Annotated in this window: 16 protein-coding genes; 7 read left to right on the forward strand and 9 right to left on the reverse strand. The window is 69.8% G+C overall.

What is annotated here, in order from left to right; all coding sequences use genetic code 11:
• Positions 1-47: 47 nt before the first annotated feature.
• From hda to murJ, 3 genes are all read right to left on the reverse strand, one after another.
• On the reverse strand, positions 48-722 hold the full coding sequence (gene hda / locus AC07OZ_RS15720; protein WP_495468033.1) for a DnaA regulatory inactivator Hda: 675 nt from the start codon (positions 720-722) through the stop codon (positions 48-50).
• Between the two features lie 138 nt (positions 723-860).
• On the reverse strand, positions 861-1,637 hold the full coding sequence (locus tag AC07OZ_RS15725) for a SirB1 family protein (RefSeq protein ID WP_495468034.1): 777 nt from the start codon (positions 1,635-1,637) through the stop codon (positions 861-863).
• A gap of 10 nt (positions 1,638-1,647) precedes the next feature.
• Complete coding sequence (gene murJ / locus AC07OZ_RS15730; RefSeq protein WP_495468035.1) at positions 1,648-3,222, reverse strand: murein biosynthesis integral membrane protein MurJ; 1,575 nt, start codon at positions 3,220-3,222, stop codon at positions 1,648-1,650.
• Positions 3,223-3,411: 189 nt separating this feature from the next.
• Between murJ and rpsT the strand changes: the two genes are divergently transcribed.
• Positions 3,412-3,708: a 30S ribosomal protein S20 gene (gene rpsT / locus AC07OZ_RS15735; RefSeq protein WP_067269869.1), complete on the forward strand. Its 297-nt coding sequence runs from the start codon at positions 3,412-3,414 to the stop codon at positions 3,706-3,708.
• Between the two features lie 74 nt (positions 3,709-3,782).
• Here rpsT and AC07OZ_RS15740 read toward each other — a convergent pair whose 3' ends face one another.
• The 3 genes from AC07OZ_RS15740 to AC07OZ_RS15750 all read right to left on the reverse strand — a co-directional run bounded on the left by AC07OZ_RS15740 (position 3,783) and on the right by AC07OZ_RS15750 (position 6,110).
• On the reverse strand, positions 3,783-4,589 hold the full coding sequence (locus AC07OZ_RS15740) for an alpha/beta fold hydrolase (RefSeq protein ID WP_495468036.1): 807 nt from the start codon (positions 4,587-4,589) through the stop codon (positions 3,783-3,785).
• The gene (locus tag AC07OZ_RS15745; RefSeq protein ID WP_495468037.1) at positions 4,586-5,641 is read right to left on the reverse strand and encodes a M14 family zinc carboxypeptidase; all 1,056 of its coding nucleotides are present in this window, start codon (positions 5,639-5,641) and stop codon (positions 4,586-4,588) included. The genes AC07OZ_RS15740 and AC07OZ_RS15745 overlap by 4 nt, the downstream gene beginning before the upstream one ends.
• Positions 5,642-5,774: 133 nt before the next feature.
• Positions 5,775-6,110 (reverse strand): DUF3579 domain-containing protein, encoded by a 336-nt coding sequence (locus AC07OZ_RS15750; protein ID WP_067269864.1) that lies wholly within the window; start codon positions 6,108-6,110, stop codon positions 5,775-5,777.
• A 230-nt stretch (positions 6,111-6,340) separates the two neighbouring features.
• On the opposite strand from AC07OZ_RS15750, the gene AC07OZ_RS15755 reads away from it, so the two are divergent.
• Positions 6,341-7,564 (forward strand): aspartate aminotransferase family protein, encoded by a 1,224-nt coding sequence (locus AC07OZ_RS15755; protein ID WP_495468038.1) that lies wholly within the window; start codon positions 6,341-6,343, stop codon positions 7,562-7,564.
• Positions 7,561-8,523 (forward strand): ornithine carbamoyltransferase, encoded by a 963-nt coding sequence (argF, locus tag AC07OZ_RS15760; protein WP_431047585.1) that lies wholly within the window; start codon positions 7,561-7,563, stop codon positions 8,521-8,523. The genes AC07OZ_RS15755 and argF overlap by 4 nt, the downstream gene beginning before the upstream one ends.
• A 75-nt stretch (positions 8,524-8,598) precedes the next feature.
• Here argF and AC07OZ_RS15765 read toward each other — a convergent pair whose 3' ends face one another.
• Positions 8,599-9,498, reverse strand: a complete 900-nt coding sequence (locus AC07OZ_RS15765; RefSeq protein WP_495468039.1) for a substrate-binding periplasmic protein — start codon at positions 9,496-9,498, stop codon at positions 8,599-8,601.
• Positions 9,499-9,759: 261 nt separating this feature from the next.
• Between AC07OZ_RS15765 and AC07OZ_RS15770 the strand changes: the two genes are divergently transcribed.
• The 3 genes from AC07OZ_RS15770 to AC07OZ_RS15780 all read left to right on the forward strand — a co-directional run bounded on the left by AC07OZ_RS15770 (position 9,760) and on the right by AC07OZ_RS15780 (position 12,470).
• On the forward strand, positions 9,760-10,518 hold the full coding sequence (locus AC07OZ_RS15770) for a metallophosphoesterase family protein (RefSeq protein ID WP_495468040.1): 759 nt from the start codon (positions 9,760-9,762) through the stop codon (positions 10,516-10,518).
• A 16-nt stretch (positions 10,519-10,534) separates the two neighbouring features.
• Positions 10,535-12,064, forward strand: coding sequence for a serine/threonine protein kinase (locus tag AC07OZ_RS15775; RefSeq protein WP_495468041.1), 1,530 nt, complete (start codon positions 10,535-10,537; stop codon positions 12,062-12,064).
• 64 nt (positions 12,065-12,128) lie between these two features.
• Complete coding sequence (locus AC07OZ_RS15780; RefSeq protein WP_495468042.1) at positions 12,129-12,470, forward strand: YkgJ family cysteine cluster protein; 342 nt, start codon at positions 12,129-12,131, stop codon at positions 12,468-12,470.
• 20 nt (positions 12,471-12,490) lie between these two features.
• Here AC07OZ_RS15780 and AC07OZ_RS15785 read toward each other — a convergent pair whose 3' ends face one another.
• Both AC07OZ_RS15785 and AC07OZ_RS15790 read right to left on the reverse strand, forming a co-directional pair.
• The gene (locus AC07OZ_RS15785) at positions 12,491-13,741 is read right to left on the reverse strand and encodes a tetratricopeptide repeat protein (RefSeq protein WP_495468043.1); all 1,251 of its coding nucleotides are present in this window, start codon (positions 13,739-13,741) and stop codon (positions 12,491-12,493) included.
• Positions 13,742-13,974: 233 nt separating this feature from the next.
• Positions 13,975-16,779 (reverse strand): alpha-1,6-glucosidase domain-containing protein, encoded by a 2,805-nt coding sequence (locus AC07OZ_RS15790; RefSeq protein ID WP_495468044.1) that lies wholly within the window; start codon positions 16,777-16,779, stop codon positions 13,975-13,977.
• Between the two features lie 292 nt (positions 16,780-17,071).
• Between AC07OZ_RS15790 and AC07OZ_RS15795 the strand changes: the two genes are divergently transcribed.
• Positions 17,072-18,826 carry an alpha-amylase family glycosyl hydrolase gene (locus AC07OZ_RS15795; protein WP_495468045.1) on the forward strand — a complete coding sequence of 585 codons (1,755 nt, stop codon included), beginning with the start codon at positions 17,072-17,074 and terminating at the stop codon, positions 18,824-18,826.
• The last annotated feature ends 2 nt before the right edge of the window (positions 18,827-18,828 follow it).

Here is an 18,828-nt window from a genome sequence, read left to right on the forward strand (position 1 = left end):
CTTGTCCTTGAAAAACCTTGAAATCGATGCAACCGGCGGCGTCGCCCTCAGGCGAGCGCCCCCTGGTCGGCGAGCATCTGGCGCAGCAGCGGCACGGTGACCGCCCGCTTGCTGGCCATGGCGAATTCGTCCAGCCCATCCAGCAGCGTCATCAGGTGCTTGAGGTCGCGGGCGTAACGGGTGAGCAGGTAGTCCATGACCTCGTCGCTCAGCGCGATGCCGCGCCGGTCGGCCTCGCGGCGCAGCACGGCGCGCACCTCGGCCTCGGACAGCGGCTGCAGCGCGAAGGTCGGCCCCCAGCCGAGCCGGGTGCGCAGGTCCTCGCGCAGGTTCAGGTCGATCGGCGGCGCGGTGCCGGTCGAGACGACCGCCAGGCCCAGCGTGGCCGCCTCGACGAACAGCGCGAAGGCGGCGTGCTGCTGGCCCGGGTCGAAGCGCTGGGCGTCGTCGAGGAGCAGCAGGCTCGGATGGGTGGGCAACTCCCAGGGCAGCGGGGTGTCGGCGTCGTACCAGCCAACCTGCGCGCCGGCCTGCTGCCAGTGACGCGCGAGCGCGCGCAGCAGGTGCGTCTTGCCGCTGCCGGGCGGCCCCCACAGGAAGACCGGCGGCGAGCCCGTCCCGAGCGCCAGCACATGCGTGAGGGCCGCGGTGTTGGCACCGGTGAGGAGCGTGTCAAAGGTGTAGTCGGGCTCGGGACCGAGCGACAGCGGGATCTGCTTCAAACCACTTCAGCGTTGGATGGCGGGGCGACGTCGGCAACTCGGAGGTCGGCGACAGGGAGGCCGGCGACAGGGAGGTCACACCCTCAGGAAGAATGGGATTCTAAGCGGCGCCCGACGACCCCTCCCCCGTCGGCACCCTCAATGGAGGGTGCCCGGTCCGCCACCCGCATCGCGGAGCTGCTGCAGGCACTGCTCGAGCTCGGCGCGCTCGACGCGGTCGTCGGGCAGCAGCGCCACGAGCTTGCGCTGGATCGCCAGCAGCCGGGGCAGGTCCTGCTGGTCCATGTGGATCTGCTTGAGGTTGCGCAGCATGCGCGCCAGGATCTGCCGCGGCGGCGCGGTGCCCAGGAAGGTGTCCAGCGACATCGGCTCCTCCGGCATCAGGCCGGCGCGTTCGCGCCAGGGGCTGAGGAATTCGTCGAGCTCGCCGCGTCCCAGCGAACGTCCGCTGAACGGGTCCAGCACGACCTCGCCCTGCGGCAGGCGCAGCTTCATCAGGAAGTGGCCGGGGAAGCTGACGCCCTTGACATGCAGCCCGACGTGCGAGGCCAGCTCCATGTAGATGATCGCCAGCGAGATCGGGATGCCGCGACGCGTGGCGAGCACCTGGTGCAGATAGCTGTTGCCGACGGCGTAGTAGTCGTTGACGTTGCCCGCGAACCCCAGTTCGCCGTGGAAGTACTGGTTGAGCATCCGCAGCCGGTGGCTGGGCGGCGCGTCGGCGGGCAGGCGGTGGCGCAGCCGTTCGCCGAGGCGGTCCAGCTCCGCCATCACCTGCTGCACGTCCAGCCGGGGCACCTCGTCGAGCGCGATCGCCGTGGCGGCCTCGGCCAGGTTCAGCGTGTCGTCGTCGGCAACCAGCGTCGAGAAATAGTCCAGCGCCGACGGCACCGTCCACTGCAAAGGCGAACTCATGCGTCCGAGTCTACGCCCGGCGCGCGAACTGGCGCAGCTTCACGCCCAGCAGCAGCAGCACGGCAAAGTACAGCAGCGCCGAAGCCCCCAGGCTGAGCGCCATCCACCCGGCGCGCGCCAGCTCGAACTGGAAGCCCTTGCCGCCAACCCAGGCGAAGTGCCCCGCCAGCCACCATTGGAGCGCGCCCATCGCCGCGCTGGCGACGAGGACGCGCAGCAGGAACAGCATCCAGCCGGCTTCCGGCGCATAGGTCCCGAGCTTGCGCAGCCCGCGCAGCAGCAGCAGCGCGTTGACGACGGCCCCCAGGCCGATCGACAGCGACAGGCCGGCGACACCGATCTTGAATCCGAAGACGAAGATCGCGTTGAACACCTGCGTCAGGATCAGCACGCCGACGGCGATGCGCACCGGTGTGCGCATGTCCTGGCGCGCATAGAAGCCGGGCGCGAGCACCTTGATCGACACCAGCCCCATCAGGCCCAGTCCGTAGCCCATCACGGCCTTCGCGGTGTGGGCGACGTCCTCCGCCCGGAAGGCGCCGCGCTGGTAGAGCACCGCCACCAGCGGCTCGGCGAAGACCAGCAGCGCGACCGCGCAGGGCAGCGCCAGCAGCAGGGTCAGGCGCAGGCCCCAGTCCAGCAGGCCCGAATACTTCTGCGTCTCGCCCTTGGCCGTGCTGGCCGCCAGTTGCGGTGTCAGCACGACGCCCAGCGCGACGCCGAGCAGCGCGATGGGGAACTCCATCAGGCGGTCCGCGTAGGTCAGCCAGGACGCCGCGCCCTCGCCCACCGCGATCGCGATCTGCGTGTTGATCAGCAGCGAGAGCTGCGCCACGCCGACGCCCAGCAATGCCGGCCCCATCTTGCGCAACACCTGGCGCACGCCCTCGTCGCCGGCGGCGCGGCGCAGCCCGGCGAAATTGAGCGCGAAACGCGGCATCAGGCCGACACGCCGCAGCGCCGGCACCTGGACCGCCAGTTGCAGGATGCCGCCGATCATGACGCCCAGCGCGAGCGAGTAGATCGGCTCGTAGCCGTAGTGCGCCAGCACCGGCGTCAGCCCGTAGCCGCAGGCCAGCGAGGCCAGGTTCAGCAGCACCGGCGTCACCGCCGGCACGATGAAGCGCTTCCACGTGTTCAGGATGCCGGCCGAGAGCGCCACCAGCGACATGAAGCCGATGTACGGGAACATCCACCGCGTCATCACGACGGCGGCCTCGTGCGCATCCCTGGACAGCCCCGCTCCCAGGGCCCAGACCAGCACCGGCGCACCGATCACGCCGATCACGCAGGTCACCAGCAGCGCCCAGAGCAGCACGGTCGCGACGGCATCGATCAGGTGGCGGGTGGCCTCGTCGCCGTCCTTGGCGCGCGCGGCGGCCAGCGACGGCACGAAGGCCTGCGAGAACGCGCCCTCGGCGAACAGCCGCCGCAGCATGTTGGGGATGCGGAACGCCACGTTGTAGGCGTCGGTCATCGCGTTGGCGCCGAACAGCCCCGCCACCATCTGTTCGCGGACCAGGCCCGTGATGCGGGACAGCAGCGTGAAGACCGAAACGACGGAGGCGGTGCGGAGCAGGTTCATTCAGGCGCGGCGCGGAGCCAGTACTGGGGGCCGTGTGGGAGGCGGAACGGGGATGCGGCCGGAGCGGGACGCCCCGGCGGAAGACCGCGCATTATGGGTGTCCCGGTGCGGGCGCCATACTCCGGATTTGGTTTTTCAAATCCTGGCTGCTATACTCGCCGTCTTTGCACCAACTGGACAAATAACACAATGGCAAGCTCTTCCAAAGCCAAGAAGAAAACCGTGCGTCTGGCCTCGGGCCGCAAGCGCGCACGTCAAGACGTCAAGCTGAACGCCGCCAACTCGGCGCTGCGTTCGAAGTTCCGCACGGTCATCAAGAACGTGCAAAAGGCGATCGTCACGGGTGACAAGGCCAAGGCCGCCGACCTGTTCAAGACCGCCCAGCCCGTCATCGACTCGGTCGCCGACAAGGGCATCTTCCACAAGAACAAGGCTGCTCGCCACAAGAGCCGCCTGTCTTCGAAGATCAAGGCGCTCGCCGCCTGATAGCAAGATCCAGCTCTGGTGCACGAACAAAGCCCGCCGACAGGCGGGCTTTTTCGTTGGGGCCTCCGCCCCGTTCAGAGCGGCATCGGCGTCGTGATCTGTCCGACGACCTCGCGCACGTGGAGCCAGTCCACGACATTGCGCGCGACCCATTCCCCATCATCGAGCGGCAGGTCGTGCCCCGCGTGCCGGTGCAGCCGCAAGGGCGCGCCCCAGGCCCGGCTGATGGCCTGCGAGCAGCGCCAGTCCACGAGCGAATCCCCCTGGCTGCACAGCAGCAGCATCGGCGGCTCGGGCTTGGCGAGGCTGGCGCGGTAACGCGCCGCCGCCAGCAACTGGCGCAACGCATTGCGCCGCCGCACCGGATGCTGCCGCTGGATCGAGACCCAGTCGTCGATCACCTGGTCCGGCTGACGCTGCATCCGCGTCGTCATCTGCAGCACCTTGGCCTCGCGCCGGCGCAGGCTCAGCCGCGTCAGGCTCAGCAGCAGCAGCGACCAGTAGTTCGACGGCCGCAGCCGCCGGAAGAACGCACTGAAGGGCCGCAGGCTGGTGTTGATCAGCACGACGCCGTCGAGCTCGCCCGGATGGCGCGCCGCCCATTCGCTGGCGACCATCGCGCCCAGCGACATCGCCAGCACCTGATACGGCGGGGGAACGCCGCGACGCCGAAGCTCCGCGCGGCATGCCTCCATCATCGCGTCGACATGGGTCGGGCTGCTCTGGCGATGCTTGTCGCCGTTGCCGGGCAGGTCGAGCAGCTCCAGCCGGGCCTCCGGCTGCTGCACCCGCAGCGCGCGCAGCAATCGCGCGGGGAAGTCCCCCCAATGGCCGCTCTCGCGGGTCAATCCGCGCAGCAGCACCCAGGTGTGGACGCTCATCGGGCGGTCCTCCGATACCAGCGAATCAACGCCTGCTCCCCGTGATCGATCCTTGTGTCCGGCCCCGGCAACCACCGGAAAGCGCTCTGCGTCGCGCGAGTCATGAAATCCATCCAAGCCATATGCCGACGCAACACCCGCTGTTGTCTATGTTCGATCAGCGGATTGAACATGCCGTGGCGGGAGAGTAGCTGGCGCGGGTTTTTCTTCACCCACAGCCATGACCCCATTTCGAGCGTCATCGGCAGGAAGATCCCTCGATCAAGGGAGAGGGACTCGTCGTAGAGGTGGTCCCACAGGTCGCCGTGGGTCAGGTAGTGCCTGCTCTGCGGCTCCATCACGTAGGGATGCGGGGACAGGCATTGATCGAGCACCTCGCACAACGCGTGGATCTCGGCGAGGTGGTGCATCGGCCGGCGCGTGCGCGCATAGGGGAACCAGATCCGGTCGCGCAGGCCGAAGCCGCTGTGGAAGTCGATGGCCACGGAGATCGGCCGCCCCAGGAGTTCATCGCGGACGAATCGGCACAGCGCGTCGCTCTCGACCTGCAGGGGCGCGCCGGCGGGTCCGCGGTAATACGGCAGATGCCGGGTCAGGCGATGCCCGCCGACGAGGAAGGGTACGCCATGGTCCGCGTCCTGCGGCGCGTTGCGCATCAGGTCGACACCCTGCGGATTCGCGCGCGAACCGGCCAGCACCCCGCCCGGGTTGACGACGGGCAGGAACACGAGCCGCAGCGATTCGAGCTGCTGATGCAGGCTCAGATCCCAGCGCAATCGACGCACCAGGCTGCCGAGGTAGGCCAGCACGACCTGCGCGCCGATGCGCTCCAGCCCATGGACCCCGCCGATGAAACCGAGTGCGGGCACGCCGGGGTCAGGATTGCCCAAGGTCACGCCGATCACCGGCAACGGGCTGCCGACGGTGTCCACCGTCGCGAGTTCGCGCGCTTGCAGCAGGGCCCCGCCCTGATCGATCAGGCGCAGCAGCTGCTGCATTTCCGGCAGGACGGCCGCGGCCCGAGAGCCCGCGTCGGCGGTGAAGACGGCCATGTCCAGGGAGCCCGGTGGGGAGGTCGCGGCGAACCGCTCAGCGTAGACGCAAGGCCGCGGACCGGCGATGGCCCGATCGGGCCAGCGCCACCACCTGTTCAGGGGAGCGGGAGCGGGACGGCGCTCCCCGCCGTCAGGCCTTGCCGGACTCCCGGTCGCCCGGCAGCAGGCAGGCGTCGACGACCTGCAGCTTGTTGTCACGGGCGAAGTTCATGACGAACTCCCAGGCCATCGGTTCGACGGACTTCAGCGCCTCGTTGACGATCACGCACTTGACGCCGTCGATGACGCGCGGCACGCAGTAGGGGGAGTAGCCGAGGTAGGCGTCGCGGCCGCTGCGCGTGCCGCCGGGACGGAAGCAGGACATGGCCCCAGCCAGACGTTCGGCCCAGTCGCTCGGGCGGAAGGTGCGGCCATCCGTGGTGATCCCCTGGATGAACACTTCTCGCGGCTTGGGCTGCTCAGTCATTGGCTACGGTCTCACGCGTCCCGGCAAAAACTCTATTGTGCCTTGGATGTGTTGCGCCGCAGCACACGTGGGCTTCTGCTCGCCCCGCAAACCTCCCCGCTGGTCAGCGCGGCTTCCATGCCTGTGCAGGAGGAATCTCCTCACGCCCCAGGGTCGACCCGTAGAATCGATCGGCTCACCCACGCGGCCCACAGCCGCCTTCCTCGACCCTCCCACGTTTTGGAGACTTGATGAACGCCCCGGACTCCTCGTTCGCCGCCCCGACCGAACCCCATGTGATGCACACCTACGGCCGCCTGCCGATCGCCTTGTCGCACGGCGAAGGCGCCTGGGTCTGGGATACGGCCGGCCGACGATACCTGGACGGCCTCGGCGGGATCGCCGTCAACACGCTCGGACACAACCATCCGAAGCTGGTGGCGGCCTTGCGGGACCAGGTGGGCAAGCTCATCCACACGAGCAACTACTACCACGTCCCGCTGCAGGAGCAGCTCGCAGCCAAGCTCTGCGCGCTGTCGGGGCTGACCAACGCCTTCTTCTGCAATTCCGGCCTGGAAGCCAACGAGGCCGCGCTCAAGATCGCCCGCAAGTACGGCCATGACCGCGGCAACACGAACCCCGAGGTCATCGTGTTCGAGAAGGCCTTCCACGGGCGCTCGATCGCGACGCTGTCGGCCACCGGCAACCCGAAGGTGCAGGCAGGCTTCGGCCCGCTGGTGCCGGGCTTCGTCCGCGTGCCGCTGAACGACATCGAGGCGATCCGCAAGGCCATCGCCGAACACCCGAACGTGACCGCGATCTTCCTGGAGACCATCCAGGGCGAAGGCGGCATCAACCCGGCGCACATCGATTTCCTGAAGGCCCTGCGCCAGCTGTGCGACGAGCACGACCTGCTGCTGATGCTGGACGAAGTCCAGTGCGGCATCGGCCGCACCGGCAAGTGGTTCGCGCACCAGTGGGCCGGCATCGTGCCGGACGTGATGCCGCTGGCCAAGGGTCTGGGCTCGGGCGTGCCGATCGGCGCGGTGGTATGCGGCGACAAGGCCGCCAAGGTCTTCGGCCCGGGCAACCACGGCACGACCTTCGGCGGCAATCCGCTGGCGATGCGCGCGGGCGTCGAGACGCTGACGGTGATGGAAGAGGACGGCCTGCTGGCCAACGCCGCGACCGTCGGCGCCGAGCTGAAGGCCGCGATCGAGCACGGCCTGGCGGGCGAGGCTGGCCTCGTCGAGGTCCGCGGCCACGGCCTGATGATCGGCATCGAGCTGGACCGTCCCTGCGGTGTGCTGCTGACGCAGGCGATGGAAGCAGGCCTGCTGCTGAGCGTGACGGCCGACAAGGTCATCCGCCTGGTGCCGCCGCTGATCCTCACGAGCGAGGAAGCCGCCGAGATCGCCGCGCGTCTGGTGCCGCTGGTGAAGGCCTTCCTGGCCGCACCCGCCGCGACACCATGAAACCGGGGAACACGCTGATGCGTCACTACCTGCAGTTCAAGGACCTGCGCGCGGAGGAGTACACCCACCTGTTCGAACGGGCGGCGACGATCAAGCGCCGCTTCAAGAACTACGAGAAGTACCAGCCGCTGCAGGACCGCACGCTGGCGATGATCTTCGAGAAGGCCTCCACGCGGACCCGCGTGAGCTTCGAGGCGGGCATGTACCAGATGGGCGGCTCGGTGGTGCACCTGACCACCGGCGACAGCCAACTGGGCCGTGCGGAGCCGATCGAGGACAGCGCGCGCGTGATCAGCCGCATGGTCGACATCGTGATGATCCGGACCTACGAGCAGACCAAGCTGGAGCGCTTCGCGGCGCACTCGCGGGTGCCGGTCATCAACGGGCTGACCAACGAGTACCACCCGTGCCAGATCCTGGCGGACCTGTTCACCTTCATCGAGCAGCGCGGCATGGACCGACGCGGCGCGATCGACATGGACTGCCTGAAGGGACGCGTGGTGGCCTGGGTCGGCGACGGCAACAACATGGCCAACACGTGGCTGCAGGCGGCGGAGATCCTGGGCTTCACCGTGCACGTGAGCACGCCCAGCGGCTACGAGATCGACCCGGCGGTGGCGGGCATCAAGGACACCCGCTGCTACAAGGTCTTCAAGGATCCGAAGGAAGCCTGCCGCGGCGCGGACCTCGTGACGACGGACGTGTGGACCAGCATGGGCTACGAGGCCGAGAACGAGGCGCGACGCACGGCGTTCGCGGACTGGTGCGTGGACAAGGACATGATGGCGCAGGCCAAGCCGGATGCGCTGTTCATGCACTGCCTGCCGGCGCACCGCGGCGAGGAGGTCGCGGCCGACGTGATCGACGGTCCGCAGTCGGTGGTCTGGGACGAGGCCGAGAACCGCATGCATGTGCAGAAGGCGCTGATGGAGTACCTGCTGCTCGGACGCATCGGCTGAGCGCCCTGCCCCGCTCCTGAAATGACAAGGCCCGCCAAGTGCGGGCCTTGTGCCATCCAGCCTCGATCGCCGCCGCTACTTCGGCGCCACGATCGCCTTCAGGCCTTCCTCGTACGACCCGGCCGGGTAGTGTTTCTGCAGCGCCTTCCATATGGTGCCGGATCGCGCGTTGCGCTCCAGCGCGTCGCTCAGCACCTCGCGGTCCTTCGCCGGCAGGTGCCGCGACAGGTAGATCCCGCTGTCGGTCCAGTTGAGCTCCGCCATCGCCTCCAGGCGCAGGCGGTCCAGCAGCGGCCGCGTCTTCGAGTCCTGCAGCAGGGTGCCCGCCAGGATCGACGGCGCCATGACCGTCACATCCGCCAGGTTGCGCTCCAGCGTGCGCACCACCGCCGCAGCGTCGGCCTCCACCACCAGCCGGCGCTGCGCCTTCAGCGTCCTCAGCAACTGCTGGTAGGGCTCGCCGTAGTCAAAGCCGCGCACCACCGCCACGCGCAGTTCGCGCCGTTCGCCGAGTTCGGCCAGGCTCTCGACCGGCGCACGGTCCGACGAGATCGAGATCAGCATCGCCCGCGCCTTCATCATCGGAATGAAGTCGCCGTGCAGGTCGCGCTGGGAGGTCCTGGTCGCCGGCACCAGCAGGTCCGCACCGCCGCCGGCGTACATCGCCTCGACCCGGGCCCGCGGCACGACGCCGAAATCGAACTGGCAGCCGGTCTCCGCCGCGACCTTGCGCAGCAGGTCCGGATACACCCCGCTGACCTCGCCGCCCGAAGTCACCACGCTCATGCCGATCGGCGCCACCGGCACCCGGATCGGCCGCGAGCAATCCGCCCGCGCGGAAAAGGTCGCCAACGTGAACATCAGCCCCACCGCCAGGCCGCTCGCCGCGCGCCTGGCCAGCCGCGGACCGCCCCGCCAGGGACCGCGGGCCCAGCGACCAATCGCCGGCACCCACCCGGATTCCAACGTGTTCATCTTTTTTCTCTCCCGTGCCGGAACTGCCGGCGGCGCTGCGCTCCTGCCACATCGCCTCCCTGGCGTCCCATGTCGTCGGCCAGATTAGCAAAGCCCGGCGCGACCACAACGCGTCAAACCCGCGAGTCCCCCACGCCATCGCCCATCCGGAGGGGGCTGGCCCCTCCGCTTCGGGGGGACTTCCGTCCGCCCCTCGCCGTCTTGCGAAGGTTGACGTCAGCCATGCGTGGCATCCTTGCCGTTCGCACCCATGCCGTTTCCATGAAGACTGCTCTGATCTCCGACCTGCACGCCAACCGGCAAGCCTTCGAGGCCGTCATCGACCACGCCCGGCGGCAGGGCGCCCGGCATTTCGCACTCCTGGGGGACTACGTCGGCTACGGCAGCGACCCCGGCTGGGTCGTCGACCAGGTGCGGGCGCTGCGCGCCGAGGGCGCGATCGTCGTCGCCGGCAATCACGACCTCGGCGTCACGCAGGGGCCGCGCCCCACGATGAACGACGACGCGCGCGCCGCCATCGCCTGGACGCGCGCGCGGCTCACCGACGATCAGATGGCCTTCCTGGCCTCGCTGCCGATGTCGGAGGAGGAGGACGACTGCCTCTACGTGCACGCCAACGCGTTCGATCCGACCGGCTTCGCCTACGTGCAGGGCCGGCTGGAAGCGATGCGCAGCCTGCACGCGACCGAGTGCCGCTACACCTTCTGCGGCCACATGCATGAGCCCATGCTCTACCACCTCTCCGGCACCGGCAAGGCGGGCGACTTCAAGCCGCAGCCCGGCGTGCCGATCCCGCTCCTGCCCAACCGGCAGTGGCTGGTCATCCCCGGCGCCTGCGGCCAGCCGCGCGACGGCAACCCGGCGGCCGCCTATGCGCTGTTCGACCACGACAGCGAGGAACTCAGCTTCCAGCGCGTGCCCTACGATGTCGAAGCCGCCGCTGCCGCGCTGCGCGCCGCGCCCGGCCTGCCCGCCGGCCTGGCGGACCGGCTCGCGCAACGCCTGGTGGCGGGTCGATGAGGCCCGCTGAGGATCGATGAACGACGCCCACCCGACGCACGCTTCAACTTCAGTCCCCGTTCCTATCACCTCGCCGCTGCAACCCGGCCAGGTGCTGGACGGCTTCGTGCTCGAGGCGCGCCTGCACCAAGGCGGCATGGCCAACCTGTGGCAGGTCCGGCGCCAGGATCCTGCCGATACCCCTCCCGCCGAGGACTTCCCGCTGATCATGAAGGTCCCCCGCATCAAGGGCGGCGAGGACCCGGCCAGCATCGTCGGCTTCGAGGTCGAGCAGATGATCATGCCGGCGCTCAAGGGTCCGCACGTGCCGCGCTTCGTCGCGCGCGGCGACTGGCGCCGGCAGGCCTACATCGTCATGGAGCGCATCGAGGCCGAGAGCCTGCGCCCGCGCCTGGACCAGGCGCCGCTGCCGCTGGTGGAAGTCGTGGAGATCGGCATCCAGGTCGCGCACGCGCTGACCGACCTGCACCGCCAGCACCTGGTCCACCTCGACATCAAGCCCAGCAACATCCTGCTGCGCCCGGACGGCACCGTGGTGCTGGTCGACTTCGGCCTGTCGCGGCACGACTTCCTGCCCGACCTGCTGGAGGAGGAGTTCTCCCTGCCCATGGGCACCGGCCCCTACATGTCGCCGGAGCAGGTCCAGTTCGTGCGCAACGATCCCCGCAGCGACCTCTTCGCGCTGGGCGTCATGCTGTACCACCTCTCGACGGGCGAGCGGCCTTTCGGCCAGCCGACGTCGGTGCGGCAACTGCGGCGGCGGCTCTACGTCGATCCGATCCCGCCGCGCGCGATCCGACCCGAGTTGCCGCCGTGGTTCCAGGAGATCGTCCTGCACTGCCTGGAAGTGCGCGCCGAACGCCGCTACCAGAGCGCGTCGCAGCTCGCGCTGGACCTGCAGCGGCCGGACGCGGTGCCGCTGACGGCCCGCGCGCACAAGCTGCAGCGCAGCGGCATGGTGCGGCGCTTCAAGCGCTGGTTCCTGGCGATGGGCGAGGAGCCGCAAGCGCCCACCTCCGTCGGCGCACAGGTCGCTCGAAGCCCCGTGATCATGGCCGCCGTCGACGTGCTGGGCGCCACGCCGACGCTGCTCGAGGAACTGCGCGAGATCGTGCGCCGCCTGATGCAGACCGAGCCCGGCGCGCGCCTGGCCTGCGTCGGCGTGATGAAGACCAACCGCATCGGCATGGACGAGCTCACCGACGCGCAGGGCCGCAGCCATCATGTGCAGCAGCTGATCGCGCTGAAGAACTGGGCGCATCCGATGACGCGGGAACTGGCCCTCGAAGACGGCCGGCTGACCTTCCACGTCCTGGAGGCGCCCGACGCCGCCGATGCGCTGATCGAGTTCGCCGCGAAGACCGGCGTCGACCACGTCGTGATGGGCGCGCGCGCCAGCTCGATGATGCGGCGCTACCTGGGCAGCGTGTCGGCGCAGGTCGTCTCGCAGTGCGCCTGCACCGTCACCGTCGTGCGCGAACCCGTGCTGCCCGACGATACGCCCGCGCCCGACAGCACCCTGATCAGCCCCTCGGCATCGAACTGAGCTGGCGGATCCCCGCCGCCGGTTTTCACCCGCCCTCGCCTGCCCTCGCCTGCCCTCACCCGCCATGTCCGCCTTCGCCGACAACCCCTGCACCCGCTGCGGCGCCTGCTGCGCGAGCTTCCGCGTCGACTTCTCGCGCCACGAGTTGCTGAGTGAAGGCGGCACGGTGCCGGACGGTCTGACGGTGGAGGTCACGGACTTGACCTGCCGGATGCGCGGCACCGATCATGCACGGCCACGTTGCGCCGCCTTGCAGGGCAAGGTCGGCGAGCGCGCCGGCTGCGGCATCTACGAATGGCGGCCGTCACCGTGCCGCGACTTCGGCATGCGCTCGCCGCTGGGCATCGGCGACGACGCCTGCGCACGAGCCCGCGCGCGCCACGGTCTGCCGCCGCTCAATGCTTGATCGTGCGCGGCCGCTTATGGCTAGCGCATCTGGATCTTGGCGGGCTGCATCTTTGCCTTGAGGCTCTCCAGCTTGGCCGCATAGAGCTGGCGCTGCGGCGCGGTCACGCTGTACTCCTCCGCCTTGGCCAACTCGGTGCGCACGACGTCCCACTTGCCCAGGCCCACGTTGGCCAGCGCCATCCAGAAATGGAACTCATGGTAGTAGGCCGAGCGGTCGATCTCCTTGGCGAAGAGATCGCGGGCCTTGGCGTACTCGCCCGCCTTCATCGCAGCGACGCCCAGGTCGAAGAACTTGAACGGCGGATACGGCTGCAGCAGCGCCAGCTTCGCCTCCAGCTGTTGTGCCTCGGCGAACTGCCCCTGGAAACGCAACGCCTGGGCCAGGTTGGACATGGACTGCACGTTGGCCGGCTCGTTCGCCAGCACATGGCGGAAGGCGCGCTCGGCCAGCGCGGTATCGCCATGGCGGCGGTAGATCACGCCCAGCGTGTTGAGCGCCGTCAGCATGCGCGGATCATGCAGCCAGGCCGCCCGGGCCCACCAGTAGGCGCGGTCGACCTGGGCCTGCGCCAGCAGCTCCGCGGCGCGGTTGTTCATGTACATCGCGACGATGCCGCGCTCGTCGATGGGCATCGCGCGCTGGCGCGAAATCTGCGCGCCGGGCAGGAAATCGACCACCAGCGAGGGCTCGTCGCCGCCGAGCACGCGGAAGTCCGTCCGGCGCCGGCCCAGCGCGATGTTGACGTGGCCGGAGACCACCTGCAGGTCGCCGACGCGGCTCCACTGCTCCTCGTCGTAGATCTGGCGGAAGACGAAGGGCAGGCCCATCTCGCGCGCGAAGGCGGCCGTCATCATCGCCAGCGACAGGCAGTTGCCGGCCTTGGCGTCGAAGGCCTCGGCGGCGGTGCGCGTGGTCTCCGCGTCGTATTCGAGCTGGAGCTCGTTGCGGTTGTAGAGCGCATCCAGCAGCAGGTGGCGCATGTCGCGCGCATCCATCATCAGCGTCGTGCCGTTGCCGGCCGCATTGGGGATACGGGCGCGGATGAACTCGCGCATCTTCGGGGTCATCGCCATGACCTGCGCCGGATCGATGACCTCGCGCGACGGCGGGAAGAGCTCGTCGTGGATCAGGGAGGCCGTCTCCACCCTCGGCGGCGGCTCGGGCGCCGTGGCGCAGCCCGTGATCGTCAGCGCGGACAGCAGCGCCGCGCCGAGCAGCAGCGCCTTGCGGACCGGATGCATCGCCTGGATTGCCTGGATCGTTCCCATGACCGTCTCCGACGCGACCTCTGACGGGGCCGCTGATGAGCCATGCTACTCCGCCGCGCGGCGCGTGCAGCCCCGTGCGACGGGTGGGGTGATCCCGGGCTTGAAAGCCGTCTGGCGAAGGTCCAGACCGGCGACGACCGCGATGCCCGCCGTCGCTACCGCGTTACTCCGGCGTTGGTCCGGCATGGGTCCGGCGTTGGTCTGGCGTTGGTCCGGCGATGCTCCGGTGTCGTTCACCGACGCTCGACGACGAACACCGCGACGCTGCGCGCCGGCACCCGGAAGTCCCCGCGCACGCCGTCGACCCGCGACTCTTCCCGTACGCGCGCATCCGCCGCGCCGGCGGCGCGCTGCACCGGATGCAGGCGCCAGGCGAAGCCGGCTTCCGCCGGCAGCGTCAGCGCGGTCGGCTCGCCCGTGGCGTTGACGACGGCCAGCACCCGCTCGAACACCGCGTCCGCACGTCCCGCGCCATCGAGCCGGGCGACGATCACGCCGGCCTGCTGGGCCGGGCCGGTGTTGTGGAAGACGAGCCGGCGCCGGATCTCCTCCGGATCGGCGAGCCGGAACAGCGGCGTGCTCGCGCGGATCCGCAACTGGTCGAGGAACACCCGCCGCGTCCAGTCGATCTGCGCGGGACCGGGCTTGATCGCGGGATCGGCGAGCAACGGCCGCAGCAGCGCGTAGTCCCGCGCGCTGTCGCGCGCCGGCGGCAGACCGGCGCCGAAGCCGTTGTCGCGGCCGCTCCAGTCCAGCCGGTTGAACCAGTCGCCCGAGTCGTAGCTGTTGCGGTCCATCGACTTGGAACGCAACAGCTCCCCGCCGGCGTGGAAGTAGGCGACGCCCTGGCTCAGCGCATTGAGCCCGAGCGCCACCGCCTGCGTGCGGGCGCGGTCGTCGGCGCTGGTCGTGCGCGGGAGCTTCAGCACGAGCGCGTCGAACAGCGTCTGGTTGTCGTGGTTCTCGACGTAGTTGACGACCTCCGCCGGCGCCGACGCGTAGCCGGCCGGCTGGTCGCCGTAGGGCAGGCGTTCCCCGGCGACACGGCGGCCGTCGGCGGTCTCCAGCTCGAAGCCGCGCAGCGTGCCCGCCATCGCCAGCTTGAGCAGGTCGCCCTGGCGCAGCAGCTCCTCGCGGCGCGCACCGTCGCCGGCCTCGGCCGGCACGATGAACCCGGGCCGGCGCGCCGAGGTGGCCGCGTCGTCCCCCGCCGCGCCGCCGCGCACCGCGTCGCGGCCGCGATCGCTGAAGGTGCCGATGCCGGTGCCGTTCAGCGACAGCTGCGAGGCCTGCACGAAACGCGCGCCGTTGGCGACCTCGCCGAAGTTCCAGCCTTCGCCGATGAGCTGGACATCGCGGCCGAGTTCGCGCTTGAGCCGCGCCTGGAGCTGCGCCATCACCGCACGCGGCTGGTGGCCCATCAGGTCGAAGCGGAACGAGGCGATCTTGTACTCGCGCGCCCACAGCACCACGGAGTCGACGAGCAGCTTGCCCATCATGCGGTGTTCGGTGGCGGTGTTGTCGCAGCAGGTCGAGCGCTCGACGCGGCCGCGCACATCCAGGCGCTGGTAGTAGCCGGGAACGATGCGGTCCAGCACCGAATGCGGGTGCTGCCCGGAGGCCGTCGTGTGGTTGTAGACCACGTCCATGCCGACGCGCAGCCCGGCCGCATGCAGCCCCATCACCATCGCGCGCAACTCGCGCACGCGGACCGCGCCGTCGTTGGCATCGCTGGCGAAGCTGCCCTCCGGCGCGCTGTAGTGGTAGGGGTCGTAGCCCCAGTTGAAGCAGTCGCCGTCGGCGACGGCCATCACCGCGGCCTGCTGCGCCTCGCTGTCCGGCGCGGCGGCCGGCACGCGCGGCACCACGCAGCGGCGCTCGGGCACGGTGGCCAGGTCGAAGACCGGCAGCAGGTGCACGTCGGTCAGGCCCGCGTGACTGAGCGCGCGCAGGTGGCGCATGCCGGCCGATCCGGCCTGCGTGAAGGCCAGGTACTTGCCGCGCTGCGCGACGGGCACGCTGCGGTCGTCGCGCGAGAAGTCGCGCACGTGCAGCTCGTACACGACCATGTCGGTCGGCGTCTTCACGCGATCGGGGATGCGGCTGGCCGACCAGCCGCGCGGCTGCAGGCGCGGCTCGGACAGGTCGGCGACGTAGCTGCGCGCCGAGTCCGCCGACAGGCTCACCGAATACGGATCGGTCACCAGGTTGCGCACGCGGCCGACGCCTGGCACGAAGAGCTCGACGAGGTAGCGGTAGTACGAGCCGCTGCGCACACCGGCCGTGCCGGATGCGCCGACCTCGCCGCGCGCGCGCGCCGTGTCGATGGACCATATCCCCGTGCGGTCGTCGCGCATGAGCGGGAGGCGCGCGCGGGCGGCGCTGTCGGGGCCGCCGTAGGCACACAGCTCGACGCGATCGGCCGTCGGCGCCCAGAGTTTGAAGGCGGCGCCCTTCGACGTCGCCGTGACGCCCAGCGCCGGTTCGTCCTCGGCGGCGGCGTAGATCGCATCGAGCGCGCGCGCGGTCTGCGCAACGCTCCAGCGCAGCACGCGCCCCTGCGCGTCCTCGACCGCGATCAACGCCTGCCCCCGCTGCAGCGCGGCAGGATCGACGCCCTCCTCCAACACGAACTCCGCGCCGGCACCCAGATAGGCGCTTTGCGCGGCGGGTTCCGCGCTCAGCGGTTCGCGCGCGGCGTTGACGGCCCGGAGCGCGACGCTGCGATCGCTTCCGCTCACGCGTCCTTCGTCCAAGGTCAATGCGCCCGTTGCCGAGTGATGCCACCGGACGGTCTCGCCGGCGGCGAGCGTCAAGCCCGGCCAGCGCAGACGGCGCGCATCGAGCCACACCGGCTGCGGCGTCGATCCCGGGCTCTGGACGCTCAGCGTGGCGGACTGCGGTGCGAGCAGGGTCGCCGGCCCGGCGTCGCAGGCGGCCAGCGATGGACCACCCGCGAGGGCCGCAGGATCGCCTGCGAGGACCACGGGATTGCCTGCGGCATGGGCGATCGACATCCCGGCCAGGCTGCTCAGCATCAATGCCGCCAGAGACCGCCGACGACGCGGCCAGGGGCGGAACAAGGTCGAGCGGACGCCCATCGGATCTCCATCGAGGTGTTGTCATGGCGCCGCGCCGGCCCTCCTTCGAGGCCTTGGTCGGCGATGTGTTGTCGATGGTAGCAAAACTACATACTCAAACGATCAGGGCTTCCCTTCATAGACCATACCTTCTATGCTGCGGCGCGACGGTGCCAAGCAGACCCTTTCATGGGTCGTCAAAATCTGTACTTTTGCTACAGATGCAACCACAAGATCAGGAGACCGCGAGATGATTCGTCGCCCCATCGCCTTCACCACAGCCACGATGCTGGCCGTCGCGATGGCGGCCGCACTGGCTGCGCCGACGGCGGGCGCGGCGCCGGTGGACCTCTCGCCCGTGAAGGAGGTCCGGGGTCGCAGCACCTTGCCCGAGGGCTGGCAACACGGCGCGTTCATCGAGATCTTCGTGCGCGGCTTCCAGGACAGCGACGGCGACGGCATCGGCGACCTGCGCGGCGTCACGCAGCGGCTGGACTACCTGAAGGCCCTCGGCATCAAGGGCATCTGGCTGATGCCGATCACCGCGAGCGCCGATCGCGACCACGGCTACGCCACGACGGACTACCGCGCGATCGAGCCGCAGTACGGCACGCTGGCCGACTTCGACGAGCTGATCCGCGAGGCCCACCAGCGCGGCATCGGCGTCGTCATGGACTACGTGATCAACCACAGCGCGCGCGAGCATCCGCTGTTCCGCTCGGCGGTCGCGGATCCGGCGAGCCCGTGGCGCGACTGGTTCGTGTGGACCTCGCAGCCGCTGGCCGAGCTCAAGGACTGGGACATCTGGGGCAAGACGCCCTGGTACCTGCCCGGCGAGCAGGTGCCCGACGTGCCCGAAGGCGCCAGCGCGCCGCCCAAACCCGAATCGACCGACCAGGCGCCGGCCGGCTCGCCGCGCTATTTCGCGGTGTTCGGTCCGCACATGCCGGACTACAACATGCGCAACCCGGCGGTGGTGAAGTACCACGCGGACAGCCTGCGCTTCTGGCTCAACCGCGGGCTGGACGGCTACCGCCTGGACGCCGTGCCGCACCTGATCGAGAACAGCGCGAAGGACTGGAACGACCAGCCCGAGAGCCGCGCGCTGACCGGCGAGTTCACGCGGCTGATCAAGCGCTATCCGCATCGCTTCGTCGTCTGCGAGGCCACGGCCGAGCCCAAGGTCTACACCCGCGACGACATCTGCGGCAGCGCCTTCGCGTTCGGGCTGGAGCGCGCGGTGATCGATGCGGCCAAGGGCGGCGACGGTTCGGTCGTGGCGGTGGCCAAGGTCGCGCGTTTCTTCACCGAGGCACCGCTGAGCATGGCCACGATGCTGAGCAATCACGACATCTTCGCGGGCAAGCGCGCGTGGGACCAGTTCGAGGGCGACGCGACGCGCTACAAGCTCGCCGCCGCGACCTACCTGCTGCTGCCGGGAACGCCCTTCATCTACTACGGCGAGGAGATCGGCCAGGCCGGCGTCGCCGGTCTGCCGGGCGACGCGCCGCTGCGCGCGCCGATGAGCTGGACCTCGGAGCCCGCCGGCTTCTCGACGGGCACGCCGTTCCGGCCGGCCTCGCCGAACATCGCGACGCACAACGCGCAAGCGCAGGCCGCCGACCCGGGCTCGCTGCTGAACTTCTACAAGGCGATGCTGACGCTGCGCAACAGCCAGCCGGCGATCGCGCGCGGCCGGTATGAGGCGCCCCTCGCGCAGGGTCAGGTGTTGAGCTTCCAACGCGCCTACAAAGACCAGCGCGTGCTCGTCGTCATCAACTATGGCCGCGATGCCGCCGAAGTCACCTTGCCCGGCCTGCCGGCGAAAGCGCGCCTGCGTCCCTTGCACCAATCCTCCCAGTCGCCTGCCGTGAGCACGACGACCGCGGCCGCCGCGACTGCGGCGAAGGCCCCTGGCGCCGTCAAGCCCCTCGCCGCCGACGCGCGGGGGCGGCTCACGGTGACCGCCGCGCCCCTGTCGGTGCAGGTCTTCCGTCTTCGCTGAAG

The sequence above is a fragment of the Roseateles sp. GW821-FHT09G03 genome (assembly GCF_059416045.1).

Coding starts and splice junctions, on each gene's coding strand:
- AC07OZ_RS15785 (WP_495468043.1), bottom strand. CDS start 13,741: ATGGGAACGATCCAGGCAATCCAGGCGATGCATCCGGTCCGCAAGGCG.
- AC07OZ_RS15740 (WP_495468036.1), bottom strand. CDS start 4,589: ATGAGCGTCCACACCTGGGTGCTGCTGCGCGGATTGACCCGCGAGAGC.
- AC07OZ_RS15795 (WP_495468045.1), top strand. CDS start 17,072: ATGATTCGTCGCCCCATCGCCTTCACCACAGCCACGATGCTGGCCGTC.
- rpsT (WP_067269869.1), top strand. CDS start 3,412: ATGGCAAGCTCTTCCAAAGCCAAGAAGAAAACCGTGCGTCTGGCCTCG.
- AC07OZ_RS15755 (WP_495468038.1), top strand. CDS start 6,341: ATGAACGCCCCGGACTCCTCGTTCGCCGCCCCGACCGAACCCCATGTG.
- AC07OZ_RS15750 (WP_067269864.1), bottom strand. CDS start 6,110: ATGACTGAGCAGCCCAAGCCGCGAGAAGTGTTCATCCAGGGGATCACC.
- AC07OZ_RS15745 (WP_495468037.1), bottom strand. CDS start 5,641: ATGGCCGTCTTCACCGCCGACGCGGGCTCTCGGGCCGCGGCCGTCCTG.
- AC07OZ_RS15725 (WP_495468034.1), bottom strand. CDS start 1,637: ATGAGTTCGCCTTTGCAGTGGACGGTGCCGTCGGCGCTGGACTATTTC.
- AC07OZ_RS15775 (WP_495468041.1), top strand. CDS start 10,535: ATGAACGACGCCCACCCGACGCACGCTTCAACTTCAGTCCCCGTTCCT.
- AC07OZ_RS15765 (WP_495468039.1), bottom strand. CDS start 9,498: ATGAACACGTTGGAATCCGGGTGGGTGCCGGCGATTGGTCGCTGGGCC.
- murJ (WP_495468035.1), bottom strand. CDS start 3,222: ATGAACCTGCTCCGCACCGCCTCCGTCGTTTCGGTCTTCACGCTGCTG.
- AC07OZ_RS15780 (WP_495468042.1), top strand. CDS start 12,129: ATGTCCGCCTTCGCCGACAACCCCTGCACCCGCTGCGGCGCCTGCTGC.
- AC07OZ_RS15770 (WP_495468040.1), top strand. CDS start 9,760: ATGAAGACTGCTCTGATCTCCGACCTGCACGCCAACCGGCAAGCCTTC.
- argF (WP_431047585.1), top strand. CDS start 7,561: ATGAAACCGGGGAACACGCTGATGCGTCACTACCTGCAGTTCAAGGAC.
- AC07OZ_RS15790 (WP_495468044.1), bottom strand. CDS start 16,779: ATGCTGAGCAGCCTGGCCGGGATGTCGATCGCCCATGCCGCAGGCAAT.